Origin of the sequence: Pustulibacterium marinum (genome assembly GCF_900116665.1) — a bacterium.
Taxonomy (GTDB): Bacteria; Bacteroidota; Bacteroidia; order Flavobacteriales; family Flavobacteriaceae; genus Pustulibacterium; species Pustulibacterium marinum.
Map to the genome: position 1 here is coordinate 925,042 of NZ_FPBK01000001.1, position 20,750 is coordinate 945,791.

The 20,750-nt window shown below is 34.2% G+C and carries 24 protein-coding genes; 10 read left to right on the forward strand and 14 right to left on the reverse strand.

All coding sequences use genetic code 11. The features are described 5' to 3' along the window. The first annotated feature begins 87 nt into the window (after window positions 1-87). Entirely contained in the window at window positions 88-627 is a 540-nt protein-coding gene (locus BM383_RS04165) for a Smr/MutS family protein (RefSeq protein WP_093023240.1), read from the forward strand. A 5-nt stretch (window positions 628-632) separates the two neighbouring features. Here the strand turns inward: BM383_RS04165 and BM383_RS04170 are convergent, their stop codons facing one another. Next, window positions 633-1,532: a hypothetical protein gene (locus BM383_RS04170; RefSeq protein ID WP_093023242.1), complete on the reverse strand. Its 900-nt coding sequence runs from the start codon at window positions 1,530-1,532 to the stop codon at window positions 633-635. A gap of 159 nt (window positions 1,533-1,691) precedes the next feature. Between BM383_RS04170 and BM383_RS04175 the strand changes: the two genes are divergently transcribed. After that, a complete protein-coding gene (locus BM383_RS04175; RefSeq protein ID WP_093023244.1) occupies window positions 1,692-2,846 on the forward strand; it encodes a cysteine desulfurase family protein in 1,155 nt (384 codons plus the stop codon). A gap of 49 nt (window positions 2,847-2,895) precedes the next feature. On the opposite strand, the gene BM383_RS04180 is transcribed toward BM383_RS04175, so the two are convergent. The 8 genes from BM383_RS04180 to BM383_RS04215 form a co-directional block, all read right to left on the reverse strand. After that, the gene (locus tag BM383_RS04180; protein WP_093023246.1) at window positions 2,896-3,621 is read right to left on the reverse strand and encodes a DUF4369 domain-containing protein; all 726 of its coding nucleotides are present in this window, start codon (window positions 3,619-3,621) and stop codon (window positions 2,896-2,898) included. A gap of 134 nt (window positions 3,622-3,755) precedes the next feature. Next, window positions 3,756-5,654: a M61 family metallopeptidase gene (locus BM383_RS04185; RefSeq protein ID WP_449421144.1), complete on the reverse strand. Its 1,899-nt coding sequence runs from the start codon at window positions 5,652-5,654 to the stop codon at window positions 3,756-3,758. Window positions 5,655-5,734: 80 nt separating this feature from the next. Continuing rightward, the gene (locus tag BM383_RS04190; protein ID WP_093023250.1) at window positions 5,735-6,556 is read right to left on the reverse strand and encodes an HAD family hydrolase; all 822 of its coding nucleotides are present in this window, start codon (window positions 6,554-6,556) and stop codon (window positions 5,735-5,737) included. Beyond that, window positions 6,543-6,716 (reverse strand): type II toxin-antitoxin system antitoxin, encoded by a 174-nt coding sequence (locus tag BM383_RS04195; protein ID WP_093023252.1) that lies wholly within the window; start codon window positions 6,714-6,716, stop codon window positions 6,543-6,545. The genes BM383_RS04190 and BM383_RS04195 overlap by 14 nt, the downstream gene beginning before the upstream one ends. Before the next feature lies 1 nt (window position 6,717). Further along, the gene (locus tag BM383_RS04200) at window positions 6,718-7,650 is read right to left on the reverse strand and encodes an alpha/beta fold hydrolase (RefSeq protein ID WP_093023254.1); all 933 of its coding nucleotides are present in this window, start codon (window positions 7,648-7,650) and stop codon (window positions 6,718-6,720) included. Further along, window positions 7,643-8,152 carry a hypothetical protein gene (locus BM383_RS04205; protein WP_093023256.1) on the reverse strand — a complete coding sequence of 170 codons (510 nt, stop codon included), beginning with the start codon at window positions 8,150-8,152 and terminating at the stop codon, window positions 7,643-7,645. Before BM383_RS04205 ends, BM383_RS04200 begins: the two co-directional genes overlap by 8 nt. Beyond that, a complete protein-coding gene (locus BM383_RS04210; protein ID WP_093023258.1) occupies window positions 8,149-8,319 on the reverse strand; it encodes a DUF4177 domain-containing protein in 171 nt (56 codons plus the stop codon). Before BM383_RS04210 ends, BM383_RS04205 begins: the two co-directional genes overlap by 4 nt. Before the next feature lie 3 nt (window positions 8,320-8,322). Beyond that, on the reverse strand, window positions 8,323-9,183 hold the full coding sequence (locus BM383_RS04215) for an SPFH domain-containing protein (protein ID WP_093023260.1): 861 nt from the start codon (window positions 9,181-9,183) through the stop codon (window positions 8,323-8,325). 120 nt (window positions 9,184-9,303) lie between these two features. Between BM383_RS04215 and BM383_RS04220 the strand changes: the two genes are divergently transcribed. The 6 genes from BM383_RS04220 to BM383_RS04245 all read left to right on the forward strand — a co-directional run bounded on the left by BM383_RS04220 (window position 9,304) and on the right by BM383_RS04245 (window position 14,108). Continuing rightward, window positions 9,304-10,086, forward strand: coding sequence for a S1/P1 nuclease (locus tag BM383_RS04220; RefSeq protein WP_093023262.1), 783 nt, complete (start codon window positions 9,304-9,306; stop codon window positions 10,084-10,086). Window positions 10,087-10,153: 67 nt separating this feature from the next. Further along, window positions 10,154-10,594 carry a DinB family protein gene (locus tag BM383_RS04225; RefSeq protein ID WP_093023264.1) on the forward strand — a complete coding sequence of 147 codons (441 nt, stop codon included), beginning with the start codon at window positions 10,154-10,156 and terminating at the stop codon, window positions 10,592-10,594. A gap of 87 nt (window positions 10,595-10,681) precedes the next feature. Beyond that, window positions 10,682-11,938 (forward strand): putative DNA modification/repair radical SAM protein, encoded by a 1,257-nt coding sequence (locus tag BM383_RS04230; RefSeq protein ID WP_093023266.1) that lies wholly within the window; start codon window positions 10,682-10,684, stop codon window positions 11,936-11,938. Continuing rightward, window positions 11,938-12,699 (forward strand): TIGR03915 family putative DNA repair protein, encoded by a 762-nt coding sequence (locus BM383_RS04235; protein WP_093023268.1) that lies wholly within the window; start codon window positions 11,938-11,940, stop codon window positions 12,697-12,699. The genes BM383_RS04230 and BM383_RS04235 overlap by 1 nt, the downstream gene beginning before the upstream one ends. A gap of 108 nt (window positions 12,700-12,807) precedes the next feature. After that, window positions 12,808-13,401: a helix-turn-helix domain-containing protein gene (locus BM383_RS04240; RefSeq protein WP_093023269.1), complete on the forward strand. Its 594-nt coding sequence runs from the start codon at window positions 12,808-12,810 to the stop codon at window positions 13,399-13,401. After that, window positions 13,401-14,108 (forward strand): DUF3307 domain-containing protein, encoded by a 708-nt coding sequence (locus tag BM383_RS04245; protein ID WP_093023271.1) that lies wholly within the window; start codon window positions 13,401-13,403, stop codon window positions 14,106-14,108. The genes BM383_RS04240 and BM383_RS04245 overlap by 1 nt, the downstream gene beginning before the upstream one ends. 153 nt (window positions 14,109-14,261) lie before the next feature. Here BM383_RS04245 and BM383_RS04250 read toward each other — a convergent pair whose 3' ends face one another. The 3 genes from BM383_RS04250 to BM383_RS04260 form a co-directional block, all read right to left on the reverse strand. After that, window positions 14,262-15,131 carry a T9SS type A sorting domain-containing protein gene (locus BM383_RS04250; protein ID WP_093023273.1) on the reverse strand — a complete coding sequence of 290 codons (870 nt, stop codon included), beginning with the start codon at window positions 15,129-15,131 and terminating at the stop codon, window positions 14,262-14,264. 123 nt (window positions 15,132-15,254) lie between these two features. After that, window positions 15,255-16,889, reverse strand: coding sequence for a tetratricopeptide repeat protein (locus BM383_RS04255; RefSeq protein WP_177229061.1), 1,635 nt, complete (start codon window positions 16,887-16,889; stop codon window positions 15,255-15,257). A 90-nt stretch (window positions 16,890-16,979) separates the two neighbouring features. After that, complete coding sequence (locus BM383_RS04260; RefSeq protein WP_245766519.1) at window positions 16,980-17,528, reverse strand: DUF1543 domain-containing protein; 549 nt, start codon at window positions 17,526-17,528, stop codon at window positions 16,980-16,982. Window positions 17,529-17,623: 95 nt separating this feature from the next. Between BM383_RS04260 and BM383_RS04265 the strand changes: the two genes are divergently transcribed. Beyond that, window positions 17,624-18,493 carry a phosphatase PAP2 family protein gene (locus BM383_RS04265; protein ID WP_093023278.1) on the forward strand — a complete coding sequence of 290 codons (870 nt, stop codon included), beginning with the start codon at window positions 17,624-17,626 and terminating at the stop codon, window positions 18,491-18,493. A gap of 2 nt (window positions 18,494-18,495) precedes the next feature. Here BM383_RS04265 and BM383_RS04270 read toward each other — a convergent pair whose 3' ends face one another. Next, window positions 18,496-18,915 carry a hypothetical protein gene (locus BM383_RS04270; RefSeq protein WP_093023281.1) on the reverse strand — a complete coding sequence of 140 codons (420 nt, stop codon included), beginning with the start codon at window positions 18,913-18,915 and terminating at the stop codon, window positions 18,496-18,498. A gap of 114 nt (window positions 18,916-19,029) precedes the next feature. Between BM383_RS04270 and BM383_RS04275 the strand changes: the two genes are divergently transcribed. Continuing rightward, a complete protein-coding gene (locus BM383_RS04275; protein ID WP_093023284.1) occupies window positions 19,030-19,485 on the forward strand; it encodes an Lrp/AsnC family transcriptional regulator in 456 nt (151 codons plus the stop codon). Here the strand turns inward: BM383_RS04275 and BM383_RS04280 are convergent. Then, on the reverse strand, window positions 19,482-20,708 hold the full coding sequence (locus BM383_RS04280; RefSeq protein ID WP_093023286.1) for an MDR family MFS transporter: 1,227 nt from the start codon (window positions 20,706-20,708) through the stop codon (window positions 19,482-19,484). The two genes, BM383_RS04275 and BM383_RS04280, sit on opposite strands and share 4 nt — an antisense overlap. Window positions 20,709-20,750: the final 42 nt, after the last annotated feature.

Here is a 20,750-nt window from a genome sequence, read left to right on the forward strand (position 1 = left end):
GTGTAAAATTATACGAGCTTTACTTTTGTTTTTTTATTTTAGTTCTGGCGTAAATCCGTCATTTAATATAACAAAAGTAATTGAAATATGAAAATAAAAAAAGGAGATTATGTAGAAGTTATCGATGAGCCGATGAGTGGTAAGGTTTTGAAGTTCAATGGTAAAATGTTGACGATTGAAAGCGACGAAGGGTTTGAATTAGTCTACCATATTAGCGAAGTAGTGGTTGTAAATGAGGGGTTCGAGGTTAAAAATTATGAAGTGTCTTCAGCATTAAAACATAAACAAGGTCCAAAAAGAAAAAAAAGTGTTTCAAATTCACGAAAAGAGCGCTATCAACCGCAGTTAGAAGTGGATCTACATATTCAACAACTGGTGAAAGACTATGCTCGGTTGTCTAATTATGACATGTTAACCATTCAATTGGATACCGCTGAACGCCAGTTGAAATTTGCAATTCAAAAGGGAATTCAAAAAGTAGTATTTATACACGGAGTAGGTGCTGGAGTTTTGAAAACTGAATTAGAATATCTCTTTGGGAGATATTCTAATGTTACTTTTCAAGAAGCTGATTACGGAAAATATGGATTAGGGGCAACCGAGATTTATATTCATCAGAATGGATAGTATTACTATTCTACAAAATCCGGAGTTAATTCTATAGTCTCGGTAAAGTCATATGATCCGAAATCAAAATTATCTAATCGTAATTCTGTTCCATTATCATTAACAAAGGAGATGTTAGGATCTGGAGTTATATCATTTGTAAAAGTAATATAGTAAGTATGCTCTATAAATTCTGTAGCTTCTAGAGATTCTTGCTCTTCTACTAAAAGATAATTAGCTAAATCATTTCCTGCTTGAACGTCATTTGCCGGATTTAAATCTCCATCAATAGATTCATTGATGGTCAATATTCCGTCATTATCATCGTCGTTGTCAAGATAATCCGGAATGCCATCACCGTCTGTATCCGTTAATATAGGGTTGTCGTCATCGTCAAAATCAATTTCATCAATTGTTGGGACATTATCACCATCATCATCTTCATCCATGTAATTGGGAATTCCATCACCATCGGTATCCAAAGCATCAGGATATTCACCATTGCTGTCCATTGACCCAGGTTCTTCATCCTCAAAATCAATTCCATCTTCATCGTCGTATTCTAGTGTTGTGGTAATATTTACATCACCGTCTAATACTGTCCATTCAGAAATTACATTTGGTGAAGCTGGTTGAATATCATTACAGAAATAGTCCGTTGCGTCTCCATCATATACTCTATAAATAAGCGTATTTGTGCTATTGTTAATAGTATAATCCACTGATCCATCTAAGTAAGGAATATTGTTATTGCTTGAAATATAGAGCGTAAGCGATTCTGTGTTATTATCTCCAAGCATGTAATAAAGATATTCTCCACAAAGTTCAACGTCGCTATCAGAAAAATCAATTTCGGCTACAGCGATGTCACCGTCGTCACAAGCTGCTAAAAAAGCTAAAATAATCAGAGAATATATTTTTTTCATAAAAGATGATTGCATTTGATGGTTGACAAAAATAAGTGAATACGCACTTATAACGAAGTTTCTTGATAATAATTTTAAATCAAGTAATTTTGCTGTGTGATTTCGGTTTTTGAAAACAATAGTTATACCATTTTTTTAGGTTAACGAAAGAATTTATTTATGAAAAAGATATATCTCGATAACGCGGCGACTACTCAAGTAGATACTGATGTTTTGGATAGTATGTACGCTGTAATGAGAGATTTCTACGGAAATCCTTCTTCTACGCATAGTTTTGGAAAAGCCTCTAAAACCTTGGTAGAAAAGGCTAGAAAATCTATAGCAAGAATATTTAATGCCCAATCGGGAGAAATTATTTTTACTTCGGGAGGCACGGAGGCCGATAATTTAATTCTTAGAGCTGCTATTCGAAATTTAGGGGTCGATGTTATTATTACGTCAAAAATTGAGCATCATGCTGTTTTAAAAACGGTAGAGCAACTTTGTTTGGATAATAATGTTACAGTTGAATATGTGAATTTAGGAGAAAATGGAAATGTAGACATTCAGCATTTAGAATCATTACTGACAAAGAATGAGTCTCAAAAAACATTGGTGAGCTTAATGCATGTGAATAACGAAGTAGGAAATATTTTGAATATTGAGAATGTGGCCAATTTATGTAAAGATTATAAAGCATATTTTCATTCTGATACGGTACAGTCGGTACATCATTTAGGAATAGATACTCAAAAAATCCCGGTTGACTTTTTTACAGGATCGGCTCATAAATTTCATGGACCTAAAGGAATCGGTTTTGCTTACATTAGAAAGGATTCAGGGCTTAGGGCAATAGTAACAGGAGGTGAGCAAGAGCGCGGATTAAGAGCAGGTACCGAATCCGTTCACAGCATTGTAGGCTTAGAAACTGCATTTTTGAAAGCAATACAGAATAAGAAAGAAATTGATGAACACCTTTTGAAAATTAAGCAGTATTTTAAAGAAGGTTTACAGCAAGCTTTTCCAGATGTAGCTTTTAATGGAACTTCGGGTGATTTAGAACTGAGTTCTCCTTCAATTTTAAACGTTCGTTTTCCTTTTCCACCAGAAAAAGGGAAATTGCTGTTGTTTCACTTAGACCTTTTGGGCGGTGTGGCGTGTTCTGCGGGAAGCGCATGCCAATCTGGAAGTAATCAAGATTCTCATGTATTAAAAGCAATATTGAGTTCTGAGGATTTGAAGAAAACTTCAATTCGATTTTCGTTTTCAAAATATAATACTAAAGAGGAAATAGATAGTGTATTAGAAACGCTTATAGCTTTTGCCAAAAACTAAAAAGACCGACTAGCTAGTCGGTCTTTTTTTTATTATTTTTTGTAATTCTTTACTCCGCAGTTTCGCTTGTTTCTTTTTCTTTAATATCCTTTACAAATGTATTTAGCGCTTTTCCATATTTAGATTGTGCAATATCACTTGTAAGCGAGTTGTTAATGGTGTCTAAGTATTTTATCTGTGCATTGTATAAATCAGATAATGCAACGTACGGCGATACTTCAGAATCTTTATTGTTTAAACAGAAATTGATACTGTACAAATAACTACGTTTGGTATTCATATCTGAAGAATGACTCAAAGAATCTGCTTTCTTTTCATCACCGGCTTTAAGAGCTTTAAAACGGTCTTCGAGTAATTCTAAATTTTTATCTGTAAAACGAGATTTAGATTTTTTGTATTCGTTATAGGTGTCTTGAGTTTTAGACCCGGTAATCTTTGCGTTTACATCAAAATACTCTCGTGTAGTTTCAATATTGATTTCGCCTGGTTCACCAAATACCATAAGACGGTCATTCATAGGGTTGCCATCTTTTTTGTCTAAATATAAATAGAAAACTTCAGGTTCTTCTAGAGGTAAGCTGAACTCAAATTTTCCGTCACCTTTAAAAGTGACCGTGTCTATATTCACTACAGCCGTGTCATTCATTCTTTGAAAGTAAAGCGTACCCAAACGTAAACCTTCAATGTTTCCTTTCAACTTCATGGTATTGGTTGCATCGTTTGTACAAGCAATAAGGCTAATTACCATGGCAAGGGCAAGAACTATTTTCTTCATGATCTATTTGATAAATTGAACTGCGCAAATATCATGGATTATTTAAAAAAAACGAAATTTATTTGTGAAGTGTCTATAAACAAAACGAGCAGCTTGTTTAAGCTGCTCGTTTTTTATGATTTTGTAGAATGAAATTAGTTTTTCAACCAAGCATTTCTTAATGAGTTTTGCTCAGCTGTTGCATTTGGATCAACTTCTAACATTTCTTTTTTCGTAGTTGGTTTTTTGAAAGTTCCTTTTAACGTAACTTCTTCACTATCTCTATCCAAAACAAAGGTAAGTTCTGTTCCTTCTTTCCAGCCGAAAGTAGTCATGATCATTTGTTGTGCATTTTCTAGCGTGTATTCCGTTCCGTTGATAGATTTTAAAATATCTCCACCTTGAACTCCTAACTCTTTTAATGTAGAATTAAGTTCAATACCTTTTCTGAAGAAAATTGTTTTGTCTTCTGGGTTTCCATCAATAAAAGGTGTTTGTTGGTCTAATAAAAAGATATTGAAAACATCAACTTCTTTTTCTGTTTTTGTTAATCCTACTTTGTTGAAGAATTCATCATAAGGAATTGGATTGTTGCTACCAACTACATATTTGTTTAAGAATTCACCAACCTCAGGATACGTCATTGCTGTGATTTCTGGAATAATTTCTTCGTCTTTGAAAGATTTATGCATTCCGTATTTAGCTGAAAGTTGCTTCATTAACCAAAGCACTCCTTTTTCTCCATTGCTTTCCTCTCTCATGATAATATCGATACACATTCCAATCAATGCTCCTTTTTCGTAAACATTGGCATAGTTTGGTTTGTAAGGATCTACCAATACATTTTTACTCATTTCGGTGAATGACATATTATCATCATACATCGCTTTTGAGTTGTTGATCTTATCAAGCATTCTTCCGTAGAATTCATCTTCGGTAATTAAACCTTGATTTACTTGGAATAAGTTTGCGAAGTATTCTGTAATTCCTTCGTACATCCAAAGGTGTTCAGACATTTGAGGATCATTGTAATCAAAATATTGAATTTCATCTGAATGAATTGTCAATGGCGCAACAATATGAAAGAATTCATGAGAAACAATATCTGTTAAGCTTTTACTCAAAGCTTGAATACCCATAGCCTCTGGCATAACAACAGTTGTAGATGTGTGGTGCTCAAGAGCTCCAAAACCTTTAGCGTCGTCTTTTGCCATTGTAGATAGATACAACAAAATGTCATAAGTCTTGGTACTATTGATTTCTCCAAGAAAAGTTTTTTGTGCTTTCATCATTTTTTCCATTGCTGGTTTTATGGCTGCTGCCGTAATAGAACCTGATGGAGAAAATACCGATAGTGTTACTTCAATATCATTTACCTTAAATTTGGCTTGATCTAATTTTGAATACATGATAGGATTATCAGTTACTTCAAAATATCTGTCAGCGTAGAAAACATCTGTATTTGGTGTTGCTGTCTCAGTTTCTTCAGATCCGCTAGGTAAAGAAGTAGAAGCTTCAAATCCTGCCGGATGTTTGAAAGTAAGTTGGTATGGTCTTTCAGCCAAATCAGAAAAATAACCAACTAACATATGAAGGTTCAAAAAGAAATTTTTTCCTTCTAAAATATTGGTTCCCGCTGGTGAAAAAACATCTTCTCTATCTTGAAAAGAAGCACCGCTTTCGGAATCAAAAGTATCGTTTACCCAATATGTAACTTTATCTAATTGAGTTGCATTACTAATAACCCAAGAGTTTACATCTCCTTTGGTTACTGTAAGTTCGTTACCTTCATAATCATACGCTTTGAAATCGTCTATGAACTGACCGTAATTGTCTGCGCTATACGTTCCAGGAACGGTTTTAGGAATATAAAAAGTAATGGTTTCTGTAGTGAATCTTCCCGGATCTATTGTAGACATTACTTTGTCGTCTTTTACATTGGTAAGATCTACCATTGCTTTAACCGGACTGTTTGTTGCTAAATCATTCGCTGGTTTGGTTCCACAGCTTACAATGAATCCTGCTGTTACGAAGGATAATACAAGTTTTTTAATCATAAAAAAGTGCTATTTATTGCGTCAAAATTAATCATATGACGAACTTTTCTTTTGTTGTTACAGTAATTAACAAAAAATTAGGAGAAAACTTTGGTTAGATATTTAGCTACTCCATCTTCTTTGTGATGAGCGGTAATGTCTTTGGCAACAGCTTTTACTTCGTCTCTGGCATTTTCAACGGCAATTCCCCAACCAACATTACCAATCATTTCAGCATCATTATAATTATCGCCAAAAGCAATAACATCTTCGGTGATGAACTGTGGATATTTAAATTCAAATACCTTTTTGATACCAGTAAGCTTAGAAACTTCTTTTGGAGCAATTTCTATATACGTATCTTTTGCTCTGTATAAATGTAAATCGTTCTCAAATTTTTCTTTGAAATGAGCAAAGGCTTCTTCTATCAAATCAGCATCACCCATGCAATTGATTTTGTGAAGTCCTTTACCTTCTGATTTAAATTTAGCAATGGCTTCTTTATTCGATAAAAATTCAGGAGTTACTTTGGTGTTGTTTTCTTCCCGTTTTGCCCAAAAGTCGTTTTGAGGAGCATACCATTCATCGTGATGATATAAACTAATGTGAAACTGACCTTTTGGGTTACTTTCGTTATACTCCATTAAATATTCGGCAGTTTCTAGTGGAACTTCAACAGAATGTACTGGTTTATTATCTACCAAAACCAAAGCGCCATTATAGGCAATAAGTGGTTCATAACCCACGCCAAGTTTTTCTTGAATATGTTTCATTTGTTTTGGCATTCTTGCGGAAACTAAAACAAATGGAATGTCTTTTTTAATTTTTTCTACAATGGATAAAGTTGCTTCAGAAAGATCTCTGTCAGCATTTAAAAGGGTACCGTCAATGTCAGTAAAAACAATATTAGGCTTCGTCATCTTTTTTATCTTTTGGTTGTCTGTTTGCGTTTTTTAGGGTTTGCATTAGCATCCATTCAATTTGGCCATTGGTACTTCGAAACTCGTCCGAAGCCCATTTTTCAATGGCCTTGAGCATATCTTCATTTAATCGTAATGCAAAAGCTTTCTTCTTAGACATGTTATTGTTTAATAAATTCTGAAATAGTATCTACTAGTTGAGATGATAATGGGAATTCTGAATTATAATATGACTGTTGATTTTCGTTTGGATTTTCTACAGTTTTCAGAACGTGATTCATTTTAGTTACCAAAACTAACTGCGCTTTTGGTTGAGCGGCTTGTAGCATTTTAGCATCTTCCAAACCAACCTGTAAATCGGCTTCTCCCTGAATGATTAAAACAGGAATCTTCAATTTTGCAATTTCCAAGGTAGGGGAATAACTATTCCAGTTTTTTAAGAACTTTTGATTTTGAGGAACAAAGATATTCATTAAAAACGGATGCACCTGAACGATGGTGTCTGTTTTCTCTAATTCGTCAAAATGTTCTCTAGCTTTGGTAACCAATTCAGGATAATCGCCAATTTGTTCTATGATAGTTTCGCTGATTTTATTACCAGGTCCGTTTAAAGAAATGTATTTAGAAACTGTTCCTTTTTGTGCAACCAGCATGGCAATAAGAGAACCTTGACTGTGACCAATAAGTACAATTTCTGAAAAACGTTTGTCGCCTTTAAAATGATCAATAGCAACTTCTGCGTCTTCTACAAAATCATCCAGTGTTACATTGGTTGATTTTTCAAGGTTTGAAACAGTAGCCGTACGTTTATCGTATCTGTAAAACGCTATATTTTCGGTGTTCAAAGAATCGGCGAGTTGCTGAATGTATGCTGCATTGATGTTAACGCCAGCTTGATTTCCATTTCGGTCTACATTTCCGCTTCCATGAATAAATATAACTAGTGGAATTTTTTCCGAAGTTTTTGGATAACTTAATGTTCCCGGAAGCTCAATATGATCATTAAAAAGCTGAATTTCTTCAGTACCAACTTCTTGTGCTTGGGAAATTTGACTTACCAAAAATGTGATGAGTATGAATGCAATTTTATACATAATCTATTTCTTCAGTATTTTTCAATTTATGTAGGGTGTTGTAAAATTCGGTAGCCTTGTCTGTCGCAATAAACAAAGGTTTTTTAGCATGATACACTATTCTGATAGCTTTATCGGTTCCTATGGTATTGACCGAATCTTTCTTAGAGAACCAGTTCCATTTTCCAACCGAATAGCTATGATTCATACTAGCATGATTTTCTATGGAGTATTCAGTTATCTGATGTAATTCGATAGTTTTCCACTGATTACAAAACGGCGGAAATCTGTAATGAACACCAGATGTGTTTACTTTGGTGTACAACACGCTTTTGTAAATGAAAAAAGCTATCAGCGAATTGATTATAATAATGCTGCCAATACTCCAAAGTAATTGATTTAATGGGATTTGGGTTTTGTTATATTCGTTGTAAAGAATGGCACTCACTACAAAGAAATCTGCGCCAAGTAACATGTAAATCCAACTCCCAATTCGTTGTTTTTCATTGAATTCCTGATTCATCTTTCTCGTTCTAGAATAGCTTTCATATAATGTCCGCCTTGGCCGGCAACAACACTTACCAAACGCCAGCCGCCACGTGCTTCTTGATTTAATAAATCCATGAATTCTTCATCTTTCAGAACTTTCAAGAAGCCTTGGGCTTGTTTTACCATTTTGTATTCCTTCATTTTTTAGTGATTTAGGGTTCCTGCATTTACTACCGGAGAGGCATCTTTATCTCCACAAAGTACCACCATAAGATTGCTTACCATGGCAGCTTTTCTTTCTTCATCTAGGTCCACAACTTGCTTTTTACTAAGTTCGTCGATAGCCATTTCTACCATGCTCACGGCGCCCTCCACAATTTTATGTCGGGCAGCAACAATGGCGGTGGCTTGTTGGCGTTTTAGCATGGCATTGGCAATTTCTTGTGCGTAAGCCAAATAACCTATTCGTGCTTCCAAGACTTCAATTCCTGCCATAGCCAAACGTTCTTGCACTTCATTTTCAAGATTTTCACTAACCTCGTTTACACTGGAACGTAGCGTAATATCTTCATCATGGCCTTCGTCATTAAAATTATCGTACGGATACATACTTGCCAGTTTTCTCACGGCAGCATCGGTTTGTACGCGGACAAAATTTTCGTAATTGTCAACATCAAAAGCAGCTTTGTAAGTATCAATAACTCTCCAAACTAGGATAGTGCTAATCATAACTGGGTTTCCTAGTTTGTCATTTACTTTTAAACGTTCACTATCAAAATTACTGGCTTTTAAAGAAACTTTCTTTTTGGAGTAGAAAGGATTTACCCAAAACAAACCGTTTTTCTTTACGGTTCCCACATATTCTCCAAAGAGAAGCAACACTTTGGAATCGTTTGGATTGATGAGAATGAATCCGAAGAACAAAACGAAAATAACCCCTGTTAGAATAAATAGAAACGGTAATTCAAAGTGAATTGCCAGAAATATACTGGAAGCAAAAAGAGCTAATAATACTATGAGCATAAAATAGCCGCTCGACGGAACAATAGTTTTTTCAGAAGTCATGATTAAATTGATATTAAAATGATATCATAAATATATGTAATTAAATTTTAATTACAGCTTGTTTTTAACAATTTGTTTAAAATAGCATCTGTACATTTGCAACGAATAAATAATGAGAACATGAAAAAAATAGCTTTTATACTGACTTTACTAATAACAAGCATTTCATTCGCTGGGAACGAAAATCCTTTTTTTTGGGGTCCAACAGGCCATAGGGTAGTGGGAGAAGTTGCTTCAAAATATATTAAGAAGAGTACGGCAAGGAAAATAGAGAAGTTGTTAGACGGGCATTCTATTGCCGAAGTAGCTACGCATGCCGATGACATCAAATCTGATAAGCGCTTTAAAGGTTTTGGACCTTGGCACTATGTAAACATGGAATTAGGAAAGTCCTACGGAGATGATCCAGTTAGTGAAAAAGGAGATCTTGTAAAAGCTATAGATACCTGTATGACGGTTTTAAAAAGTGATACATCAAGCAGAGAAGACAAGCAATTTTATTTAAAATTGTTAATCCATTTTGTTGGTGATTTGCACCAGCCAATGCATGTAGGTCGATCAGAAGATTTAGGTGGAAACAAAATAAAGGTAACTTGGTTTGGTGATAAAAGTAATTTACACCGTGTTTGGGATAGCGATATGATTAATGGATATGAAATGAGCTACACGGAAATTGCAGATAACTATCCGAAATTAACGCGTAGACAAGTAAAGTTTCTTCAAAAAGGATCTGTTTTAGACTGGGTTGCCGATACTCAAAAATTGGTAGAAGAAGTGTATGCTTCTGCGGAAGATGGTGACAAATTAAGCTATCTCTACATGTATGAGAATTTCCCGAAAGTAAAAGTACAATTAGAAAAAGGAGGCGTTCGTTTGGCTAAAATGTTAGATGAGGCTTTCTAGGTTTTTCAAAATAAAATAATGTATTAAAAACCGTTTCCTTTGTATCTTCGTAGGAAACGGTTTTTTTATGAAGAATTTCTTTTCAGAATTGATAGATTATAATCAAGTGAGCAACCAAGCTTTGTTCGTGGCTTTTCAAGAAAATCAAGTTCCACAAAAAAGTATGCAGCTTTTAAATCATATGATTATTACACATCATGTTTGGAATCATAGAATTATAGGGGAGCCCTCAAGTATTGAAATTTGGGGAGATTTTCCGTTGGAAGAATTGATAAACATGAACCAACAAAACTTTATTGATACTGAAACTATTTTGTCAAAATTTCCGGAGGAAGAAGTCATTCACTATCAAAATAGTAAAGGAGTGCCGTATGAAGCCACAGTAAAAGATATTCTTTTTCATGTGATGAATCACTTTACGTATCACCGCGCACAAATTGCTACTAACTTTCGTGAAAACGGATTAGAACCCGTGGTTACAGATTATATTTACTACAAAGTGCGCTAATTCGTATTGTTAAAAACTTTTCGTTTTCAGACTGTTAAAGTACTTTTTTCAAGATGTTCTAAATTTTATTTTTGAAAAAATGCAGGGATGAATTACGATCGAATCAAAGAGAAATTAGAGATTTTAGCAGACGCAGCCAAGTACGATGTGTCTTGTTCTTCCAGTGGTGGAAACCGGCAGAATAAGAACAAAGGTTTGGGAAATACTGGTAGCGGCATTTGCCATACCTATACGCAAGATGGTCGCTGTGTTTCGCTCTTAAAGATTCTGTTGACCAATCATTGCATTTACGATTGTGCGTATTGCGTTTCTCGCCGAAGTAACGATGTAAAACGCGCTGCTTTTACTGTGGAAGAGGTGGTAGATCTTACGATTTCTTTTTACCGAAGAAATTATATTGAAGGACTTTTTCTAAGTTCTGGGATCTTTAATAATGCCGATTTTACGATGGAACGTTTGGTTCGAGTAGCGAAAAAACTCCGTTTAGAACATAATTTTCATGGCTATATTCATTTAAAAACCATTCCTGGAGCTTCGGACGAATTGATGCGAGAAGCTGGTTTGTATGCCGATAGATTAAGTGTGAATATCGAAATTCCTACGGAATCGGGGTTGAAATTATTAGCTCCTGAAAAAGATCACAAGCAAATGATGGAGCCGATGGGTTTTGTGAAAAATCAGTTGATTCAATATAAGGAAGAAAAGAAAATTATTAAAAGTACACCTAAGTTTGCACCAGCCGGACAAAGCACACAGATGATTGTTGGGGCTACTAACGAAAATGATTTACAGATCATAAAAGTGGCAGATCATTTTTACAATAACTTCAAATTGAAGCGCGTATATTATTCGGGTTACGTTCCGGTGTTGGCCGATGATCGTTTGCCGGCTTTGGGTTCACAAGTGCCTATGGTGCGCGAAAATAGATTGTATCAAGCCGATTGGTTGATGCGATTTTATGGTTTTCAGGCTGATGAAATTTTAGATAGAAGCAATCCTTTTTTAGATTTAGAAGTTGATCCCAAAATGGGTTGGGCACTCAGAAATGTGCATCAGTTTCCGGTGAATGTGCAAACGGCTTCGTTAGAAATGATTTTGCGTGTTCCGGGCATTGGCGTTACTTCGGCTCACAAAATTGTGAAAGCGCGTAGGTACCAAACCTTATCCTTAGAACATTTAAAACGAATGGGCGTTGCTACAAATAGAGCAAAGTATTTTATCGATTTTCAATACGGAAATCAGCATTTGAAATTCTTGCAGAAAACCGATTTAAAGCAAATATTGGTTAACCAGACCAAAAGCAAATTCAAAAGTCCGTTTAACGCGCAATTATCCTTGTTCTAATGCATTTTTTAGTGTACGATCATACATTTGACGGATTTCTTTCGGCTGTTTTTCATGCTTATGAATACAAGTTGAAAGCTGTGCGTATTATGAAACGTGAGTTGTTTCAACCAGGAATGTTTCAGGAAGCAGAAGAGATTTTTACCGATGTTGAAAAAGCAAAGCGTGTTTGGAAACGATTGGAAGAAATTCTAGGAAAACAAGCTGTTCAAGTTTTATTGTTGAGTTTTTTGTCTGAAGAGGAATCGGTAGAAATTCCTTTGTTAGAAGTAATCCGAATAGCTTTTGCAAATCCGAATCAAAATGTATTGCAAAATTACGGGAATGAACATGTGGTTGCACTTCAGAAATTGACAAAAAGTGTGAGTAGAGAACGCCACCGTATGAAAGCTTTTGTACGTTTTGAATTGCTAAAAGACGAAATTTATGCGGCAAAAATAGATCCGGATTTTGATGTGTTGTTGCTCATCAAAAATCATTTCAAGAATAGATATCAAGATCAGAAATGGTTGATTTATGACATCCGAAGGAATTACGGTTTGTTTTACGATTTGGAAAAAGTTGAGGTAATTCAATTAGATGCGGAGTTTTCAAAATCGGTCCGATTTCAAAAAGAAATACTTTCAGAAAAAGAGCAAAAATACCAACACCTCTGGCAAGAATATTTTGATCATACAAATATTGTGGAACGCAAAAATACCAAGCTGCATTTGCAGCACGTGCCCAAACGTTATTGGAAGTATTTAACAGAGAAACGGTAATATCTGTTATTTTGCAGATAAAAAATGTTATCGGCTTTTTATCAGATATATTTAATTATCGGCTTTTTATCAGATATTTTGTTATCTTTGAAGTCTAAGAGGTTGTAAATGATAGCAGTATTAACAGGCGATATAGTCAATTCCAGAAGTTTAGATAGCGCAGTTTGGCTTCCAAAATTCAAAGAACAATTGCGTGTCTTTGGAAGTACTCCAGCCGATTGGGAAGTTTTTCGGGGTGATAGTTTTCAGTTAACCATTACTCCTGAATATGCTTTGTATGCGGCGTTCATGTTGAAAGCAACTATCAAACAATTTAAAGATTTAGATATTAGAATTGCCATTGGTTTGGGCGAGCAAAGTTATAAAGCAACTCATGTAACCGAATCTAACGGAAGTGCTTTTGTGAATTCGGGAGAATGTTTTGATGAGATGAAACCTTTGATGGCTGTAAAATCTACAAATCAAGAAGTTGATGAGGTAATGAATTTGTTGCTTGATGTAGGTTTACTTACTTTTAATACTTGGAAGCCAATGAGTGCTTTGTACATGAAAACCGCTTTGGAACATCCAAATTTATCGCAAACAGCATTGGCTAAATTATTAGGAAAAAGTCAAGGAAGTGTGAGTGAAGGATTGTCGAGAGCAGGATTTGATCAGCTTCAAAAAATCATTACATTTTATAAAACGAACTATACATACTAATGGGATTATTCTTTTTAAAAATACTTTTGGCACATGTAATAGGTGATTTTCTCATTCAACCAACAAAATGGGTGAAAAGTAAAGAGAAGAAAAAGATTCAATCTCCTTATTTGTATGCGCACTTGGCTGTTCATGCCTTGTTGCTGCTTATTTTTTTAGCTTTTAATTCCACTTATCTTTTAGGAATTGTAGTGATTTTAGTCTCTCATTTTGCGATAGATGTGGCTAAACTATACTTCACAAACAAAAAGAACAGAAGAATCTTGTTTGTAGCAGATCAGTTTGCGCATTTATTGGTTTTGTTCATAGTCGCTAATGCTTATTATTCGGAGCTAAAATGGTCTATGTTAGCTACTTATGAATATTCAATTTTATTAAGTATTTTATTTTTGTTATTGGTAACCGTAGTGGCTTCAATACTCATAAAAGTATTGACTTCTGCTTGGGATGTAACCACCAAAAAGGAAGAATCACTCTCCAATGCAGGGATGTATATTGGAATGTTAGAGCGTTTGTTTGTTTTCGGTTTTGTGTTATTAGATTTTTGGGAAGGAATTGGATTTTTACTTGCCGCCAAGTCGATATTTAGATTCGGAGATTTGACAAGAGCAAAAGATAGAAAACTCACAGAATATGTTTTAATAGGAACTTTGTTGAGTTTTGGAATTGCGATTCTTTGCGGAGTTCTGTTTCGGTATTATTTATAATAAAAAAACCGGCCAAAGTTTTTGACCGGTGTTACTAGGGGATGTAAACAGAATTGTTTGATACTATGATTAAGTTTCTAGAACCAAATCAAACTTAAAAATCTAAAAATGTAAATAAGAATTTAGGATGTGACAAAATGTGACATACAAATGTTATTCCTTGATAAACTTAATGTTTTTGGTATTCCCTTGCTCACTCATGATTACTGCAAAGTAAAAACCTTTGGAAAGTTTTGAAACATTGATGTTTGTTCCTTTAGTTTCTTGCAATACTCTTTGTCCATTCACATTGTAAATAGAAATGTCTTCAATAGCAATGTGATTTGGGTTTGCAATAGAAAGTGTATTTGTGACTGGGTTATTAGAAATGCCTATCGTTTCCAATTCGTATTGATCTGTGTTCAATCCACAATCATCTCCATATACTACGGTATAAGTAGGGCTAGTTTGAGTTACGTCTGGGCAGTATTCTGGAGCAGCAGTTACATAATAATCGCCAGGTTCTGTAATTACAAATGTGGTGTTTGTAGCGCCTTCAATAGCTTGGCCATCTTTGTACCACTGAGCTATAGTGTAAGGTTGGCTAATGGTGTTCGTAAGTTCGTCTCCTGGACACATTATAAAGTTGCCATTACTTTGGTCTATAGTAATATCATCTTCAGATTCGTGTTCAACGAGTAATCCTGCCCAGTTATAGGAGTCAATCTGTATTGTGTTGGATTCATAAGTGTTACCGTTTTTCGTGGCAATTACTTTTATAAGTGCTTGGTCATAAGTATACCAATCATACTCAAAAGTTGAACTTGTGGCGTTTGGAATACTTTCAAAATCACCACTTAGAAACCAATATTTATAATACCATTGGTAAGAGTCATACGTTTCGTCATTTACAATGCTTGCAGTACCATCAGAGTATGGACAAAGCATGGTGTCTCCTTCAATAACAGGAGCTTCGGTTGTTTGTGCATTTATCAAATTTAGACTACCAATGATAAGTGCGATGTAGAATAGTTTTAATTTCATAAGCTGTAGTGATTTTATGTATTTAGTGGAAAAAATATTTTTGCTAAATACTATAATATTTTTCTAAAGCTTGATTATGAATTGGCTACAAGTTGTGACAGTAAGTGTGACAATTTGTGACCTTTATAAGGAGGAGAGATATTCAAATAGGGATTTTCCTGATGAAAGTTCCATTTTCTTTGTGACACGTTCTTTTCTCTTACGGCAACTTTCTGGTGAAATGTTTAGCAATGATGCAATTTCTTTATAAGATAGATTCAGGTATATGAAAGATAGAAAACGAATGTCGTTTGCGTTTAAATTTGGATGTTTTTTCTTTAATTTGAGGATAAATTCATTGTTCACATTTTCAAAATTTGAAGTAAATTCTTCCCACTTTGTATCTTCTTTCAAATGTAGTTTTAGATGATTGATTGATTTGTAAAGTTGGCTGTCTTTCTTTATTTGTGGTAAATCAGAAACTTTTGCAATGATATTTTCAATAAGTTCGTTTCGGGTATTTTGAAACAAGATTTTATCAGAAAGTTGTTTGTTGCTTTGCGCAACTTCTTGTTTTAGTTGCAACTCTTTTTCTTTTAATTTCTCTTTTTCAAGCTGATTTCTTAGTTCTTTTTCTTTCAACTCCTGATCTAATAATTCTGTTTTTTGTTTTTCCTGAGCAAGTTCGAGATCTGTAATTTTTAAATTTTGTTCAGCTAAAATGTGTTTTTGCTTTGAAGCTTCGTTTCTTTTATAAAAAGCCCAAATTGTGATAAGTGAAATAATGAGTAGAAAAACAATAGAAATGGTGTATAATAGTTGCTGATTTGCAGTTTTTTCTTTGTTGATTTCTAGCTCATGATTACTAGCAGCAAGCTCAAACTTAAGTTGAGAGTTTACTAAAATCTCTTTGTTTTTATTGGTGTTGATACGGTTGTTAATGGCTACAAGACTATCTTTTGTAGCGTAAATAATGTTGATTTTATTGGTTTTTAGAGCAAGAAGTGATTTCAATTCGTAGAGATCTAACTTATAAAAATCGTTTGCAGCATTGTTGAGGGCTTGTTCTACAATTTCATTTGCTTTGGTGTAGTTACCTTTCTCATAGTATGCCTTCGCAATTAAATATTCAAACTCTGATGCAGATTCGTGCAGTTGGTATTTTTGACTCTCTTTTAAAGCGCTGTTGGAAACTTTGATAACGCTGTCAAAAAGTTGATGTTGAAATAATAATTTATTTTGAGTACTGAAGGCATTCAAACGAACTGCCGGATTTTTAACCGGGTGTTTGAGAGTAAGCTGAATAAATTCCTTAGCTTTTTCTGTATCGCCTTGTTCCAGATTTAATTTTGATAGGTTTGATGCATAGAGTGCTATTTTTTCAGGAAGTTGTAATTTCTTGGCAATCAGTAATGATTTTTCAAAATACTCTTTTGCTTTTTCTGCATTTTCATCTTTTACATATACAATGGCAATATTGTTTAAAACCGTCATTTCGTCCATCGCATCACCATTTTCAATAGCAACTTCATAGGCTTTTAGATAATGTGTAATGGCGTTTCCATAATCTAGCATGTTATAATAGGCTGCCCCCAGATTGTTTTCTGCCAGAAAATGTTGCCTTTGAAAACGCTTTTTCGATGCAATGTTTTTAATTTCATTCAATCGGTTTATGGCGGAAGCATAATCTTCCTTTTGGAAAATTTCTTGTACAGCAATATTGATGATAGAATCGCATTCTTCCTTACTTTGAGCTGATGATATGAGAGATATCAGCAAAAAAAGAAAGCAGAAAAAGTAACTCTTGAATTTAGAAAATAACATTGATCAATGATAATTTTGGCTCAAATGTAGTTAGTTTTTAAGGTTTTATAAAGCAGATAACTTTAGATACCCAATATGTAGTTTATCTTCTTTAGTTGAAGTGGTTTCAGTAATAGAGATACTATATTTTTCTTTGAATTTTGGATGTAAAATATCTTCCACCTTGTAAACATCATCCACATCAATGCCATATTTGTCATCAATATGAGATTCGGCTCCTTTAAATCCGTAATGTTTGTAAAAAGTTGTCTTTTTAGCTTTTTTGATCGCTTCACTCTGTTTGGTTGCGATTGCTAATTTTTTATAGTGATATTCTTCAAATTCTCCTTCTTTGTAACCTCCTAAATTCAGAAAGAACAAATGTTGCTCTTTTTCAATACCTGAATTTTTAGAAATAATGGTTATTTCATAATCATCTACAACTGTAATTTTTCGCCATGCATCAACATGGATTTTGCCTTTTGCTTCTGGCCAAAAATCAATTAAATCCTGTTTAAGGTCAGAAATGTTTTCAGCGATTCCAAAAAAAATATCGTGTTGTTCTGTATACCTGCCTTCTGGAGTGCAGCCAATCATAATCATGAAAAGATTCATTTATGCGTGTTTTAATTAATCTTAAGATAAAGTTATGATAATTCTGTTTGGAAGATCATATAGAGCCTTGTTAATTTTGCGGAAATTTTTTTCATATGAAATACCTATTACTCTGGTTAACCATTTTCATGTTTGTAAACGTTTCAAGAGCTCAAATTATAGACAGTTTAGTTGATATTGAAGAAGAAAATCCAAAAGAGCAAAATGTTTGGCAACGTTTTAAATATGATGGTTTAACTGCTTATCAGGGGTTAAAGTATACGTACTCACGACCTTTCCATTGGAAAGAAAAAGATTTTTTAACTGCTGGAGCTTTTGTGGCAAGTGAAGCCATTTTATATTCAGTAGACACCAATCTTAATAGATATTTTCAAGATCAATCTCCACATGCACCACAGTTTTTAAAAGATTTTGGTTGGTACTACGGAAGTCCTCAGAATAATTACATGGCCATGGGAGGGGTTTATCTTTTTGGTCTTTTTACCAATAATCAAAAAGTAAGGAGAACAGGAGTTTTAATGATTTCGGCAGCATCAGCAGCAGGATTGATTCAAACTATAACTAAAAATGCAATCGGACGGGCTAGACCTGGAACAGGAGACGGAAAACATTTTTTTAAGCCTTTTAGTAAAGAAGGTGGATACCATTCAATGCCATCAGGACATTCAATTTTAAGTTTTACCATGGCGCACGCAATAGCAAAACAGTTTGATAATATTTGGGTGAAGTCGGGGATTTATGCTGTAGGGTTAGTAGCTCCGGTATCACGTTTATGGGCAGGAGCGCATTGGGCAACAGACATAGGCGCAGGGATATTTATAAGTGTTGTTACTGTAGATGCCGTTGATAATTTCTTGTTTAAAGAAAGAAAGTATGATGTAGATGTTCCTTACAAACAGCAAAGGAAAATTTCATGGCATTTTACACCTGGAGCTGGAACTATAGGTTTTGTGGGTGTTTTTTAAAATTATTTTTTTAGAAGATTATTTTCCCAAGTATTGTGAGCTTTGCGGTAATGTGCAATTTCTTTTCGAAGCAAAGCAACATAATCCCTAGAATGCTCATATCTTTTTTCCAAATAGTCACAATATCTATATATACGAATCAAAGTTTTTTTCATTCTTCTAATTCGATATCTTTTTAATTTAGAATCGTATGTGATAGATGCTTCAGCAATATCGGGAGCTAGGCTCATGGAATCCATTACCAATTGTAGGGAGTAACTATCCGATGTATTTCCTGATTGGTACATGTTATTAATATCTTTATTATCGGTGATATAGGTAGCCAAATGTCTGCTCATTTTAAAAAGAGAAATAGCTCTTTTGTACACTTCTAAATGAGTGACAATATTGCCGCTAGGATGATGTGCTTCGGGTGATGACATGGTAAACTTGGATTTATTCAAATTTAAGAAGATGAAAAGTTAGTTTGATTTAATTTTTTAGGTAGAAATTAATATTTACCTTAGTATTTAAGGTTTTTATAAAATATTTCCTTTATGTTGAAAGATGAAATCAATTGGTCAATTTTACTGCTGCTGCAGCAGAATGCTAGATTTACCAATGCAGAAATAGGTAGGCGAGTAGGTTTATCATCGCCGGCTGTTGCAGAACGTATTAAAAAGATGGAAGATTTGGGTGTAATTAAGGGATACTCAGCCAATATAGATCATAATGCAACGGGGCATCAGTTGAAAGCAATTATTACTCTTAAAGTGTTTTCTGGTAGGTTGAAACCTTTTTTAGAAACGGTAAAGAAATATGAAGAAGTAATTAACTGTTACCGAATTACCGGAGTTGAAAACATTATTATGGAAGTGTTACTTTTTGATCAGCAACACTTAGAAGATTTTATAGACAGAGTTATTCAGTACGGAGAAACAAGAACACATATTGTACTTTCAAATGTTGTGGAGAATAGAGAAATACGTAAAACTCCACGAAAGCGTACTTAAACACTTTCGCGAAGTTGAACCTCTGTTTCTTTTTGTAAAATGGATTTCAATACAAATAGTAGGGCTATCCCGGCAATTCCAATGGTAAACATAATGATCCATGTGTTTGTATAGCCAATTTTTGAAATACTCATCATACCGCTGAAATGGGCAAAAATATGAGCTAATGATATGGAAACGCTATACATTCCCATGTATTCTCCAAAATTTCCTCTCTTTGCTCTTTTAACTGCGAAAGCGTTAGAAAATGGAAATGCAATCATTTCTCCAAATGTTAATACAATCATACTTACAACAACAGAGTATTCCCAAAACGTCCAAAGCATGATACCAAAACTTAGCGAGGTTAACGCGAGGCCTACGATAATACTTGTGATATTATCTATTTTCTTTTTCTCAAAATAACTCACTAATGGCATTTCGGTTAGAAAAATGATAAAGCCATTCATTCCTAAAATCAGACCAATTGAATCTTCTGGTAGTTTATGAAATTCTTTGTAGAAAAGTGGAACAGTTGAAAAAAATTGAACAAAAATGAATCCAAAAATTACCATTGCAAAGAAGAAAATCCAGTAAGGGAAATCAGTATAAACAGATTTTGGATTTTGATTTCTAAATGAATCCAATTCTTTTGCTTTTTTTGGGTGCAATACTTTTAATAGCAGTAAACTAGCTAAAATACAGGTAATGGCATCTACCCAAAATAAACCTGCAAAACTCAAAGAAACTATAATGAGTCCACCAACCGCAGGTCCGGCTGAAAATCCTAAATTGATAGCTAATCTAATGAGTGTTAATGATCTGGTTTTGTTTTCTTCTTTGCTGTAAGCATTTAAAGCTGTGAAAACAGCAGGACGAAAAGTGTCTCCAAATGTCATTACAATAAAGATTCCAAAACAGAATTCCCGAAATGTACTTAAAAACTGGAGTCCAAAAAATAATATTCCGGTAAGCAATAAACTACCAAACATTACTTTGTAGTAGCCTAATTTATCAGTTAGTTTTCCACCTATCCAAGAACCACAAACAGATCCTAAACCAAAAAAGAGCATTACAAGACCAACTTCTTCTTTTGAGAAATTTAAATGTTCATTCAAATAAATAGATAAAAAGGGAATAACCATTGTGCCTGCTCTGTTAATAAGTGTAATAAATGCAAGCCACCAAACTTCTGTTGAAAGTCCTTTGAATGTAGAAATGTAATTGAGTACAACTTTTTTCATAATGGTATAGCAAAAAAAATCCCGATATTTTCATATCAGGAT

Coding starts and splice junctions, on each gene's coding strand:
- BM383_RS04165 (WP_093023240.1), top strand. CDS start 88: ATGAAAATAAAAAAAGGAGATTATGTAGAAGTTATCGATGAGCCGATG.
- BM383_RS04170 (WP_093023242.1), bottom strand. CDS start 1,532: ATGAAAAAAATATATTCTCTGATTATTTTAGCTTTTTTAGCAGCTTGT.
- BM383_RS04175 (WP_093023244.1), top strand. CDS start 1,692: ATGAAAAAGATATATCTCGATAACGCGGCGACTACTCAAGTAGATACT.
- BM383_RS04180 (WP_093023246.1), bottom strand. CDS start 3,621: ATGAAGAAAATAGTTCTTGCCCTTGCCATGGTAATTAGCCTTATTGCT.
- BM383_RS04190 (WP_093023250.1), bottom strand. CDS start 6,556: ATGACGAAGCCTAATATTGTTTTTACTGACATTGACGGTACCCTTTTA.
- BM383_RS04195 (WP_093023252.1), bottom strand. CDS start 6,716: ATGTCTAAGAAGAAAGCTTTTGCATTACGATTAAATGAAGATATGCTC.
- BM383_RS04200 (WP_093023254.1), bottom strand. CDS start 7,650: ATGTATAAAATTGCATTCATACTCATCACATTTTTGGTAAGTCAAATT.
- BM383_RS04205 (WP_093023256.1), bottom strand. CDS start 8,152: ATGAATCAGGAATTCAATGAAAAACAACGAATTGGGAGTTGGATTTAC.
- BM383_RS04210 (WP_093023258.1), bottom strand. CDS start 8,319: ATGAAGGAATACAAAATGGTAAAACAAGCCCAAGGCTTCTTGAAAGTT.
- BM383_RS04215 (WP_093023260.1), bottom strand. CDS start 9,183: ATGACTTCTGAAAAAACTATTGTTCCGTCGAGCGGCTATTTTATGCTC.
- BM383_RS04220 (WP_093023262.1), top strand. CDS start 9,304: ATGAAAAAAATAGCTTTTATACTGACTTTACTAATAACAAGCATTTCA.
- BM383_RS04225 (WP_093023264.1), top strand. CDS start 10,154: ATGAAGAATTTCTTTTCAGAATTGATAGATTATAATCAAGTGAGCAAC.
- BM383_RS04230 (WP_093023266.1), top strand. CDS start 10,682: ATGAATTACGATCGAATCAAAGAGAAATTAGAGATTTTAGCAGACGCA.
- BM383_RS04235 (WP_093023268.1), top strand. CDS start 11,938: ATGCATTTTTTAGTGTACGATCATACATTTGACGGATTTCTTTCGGCT.
- BM383_RS04240 (WP_093023269.1), top strand. CDS start 12,808: ATGATAGCAGTATTAACAGGCGATATAGTCAATTCCAGAAGTTTAGAT.
- BM383_RS04245 (WP_093023271.1), top strand. CDS start 13,401: ATGGGATTATTCTTTTTAAAAATACTTTTGGCACATGTAATAGGTGAT.
- BM383_RS04250 (WP_093023273.1), bottom strand. CDS start 15,131: ATGAAATTAAAACTATTCTACATCGCACTTATCATTGGTAGTCTAAAT.
- BM383_RS04260 (WP_245766519.1), bottom strand. CDS start 17,528: ATGAATCTTTTCATGATTATGATTGGCTGCACTCCAGAAGGCAGGTAT.
- BM383_RS04265 (WP_093023278.1), top strand. CDS start 17,624: ATGAAATACCTATTACTCTGGTTAACCATTTTCATGTTTGTAAACGTT.
- BM383_RS04270 (WP_093023281.1), bottom strand. CDS start 18,915: ATGTCATCACCCGAAGCACATCATCCTAGCGGCAATATTGTCACTCAT.
- BM383_RS04275 (WP_093023284.1), top strand. CDS start 19,030: ATGTTGAAAGATGAAATCAATTGGTCAATTTTACTGCTGCTGCAGCAG.
- BM383_RS04280 (WP_093023286.1), bottom strand. CDS start 20,708: ATGAAAAAAGTTGTACTCAATTACATTTCTACATTCAAAGGACTTTCA.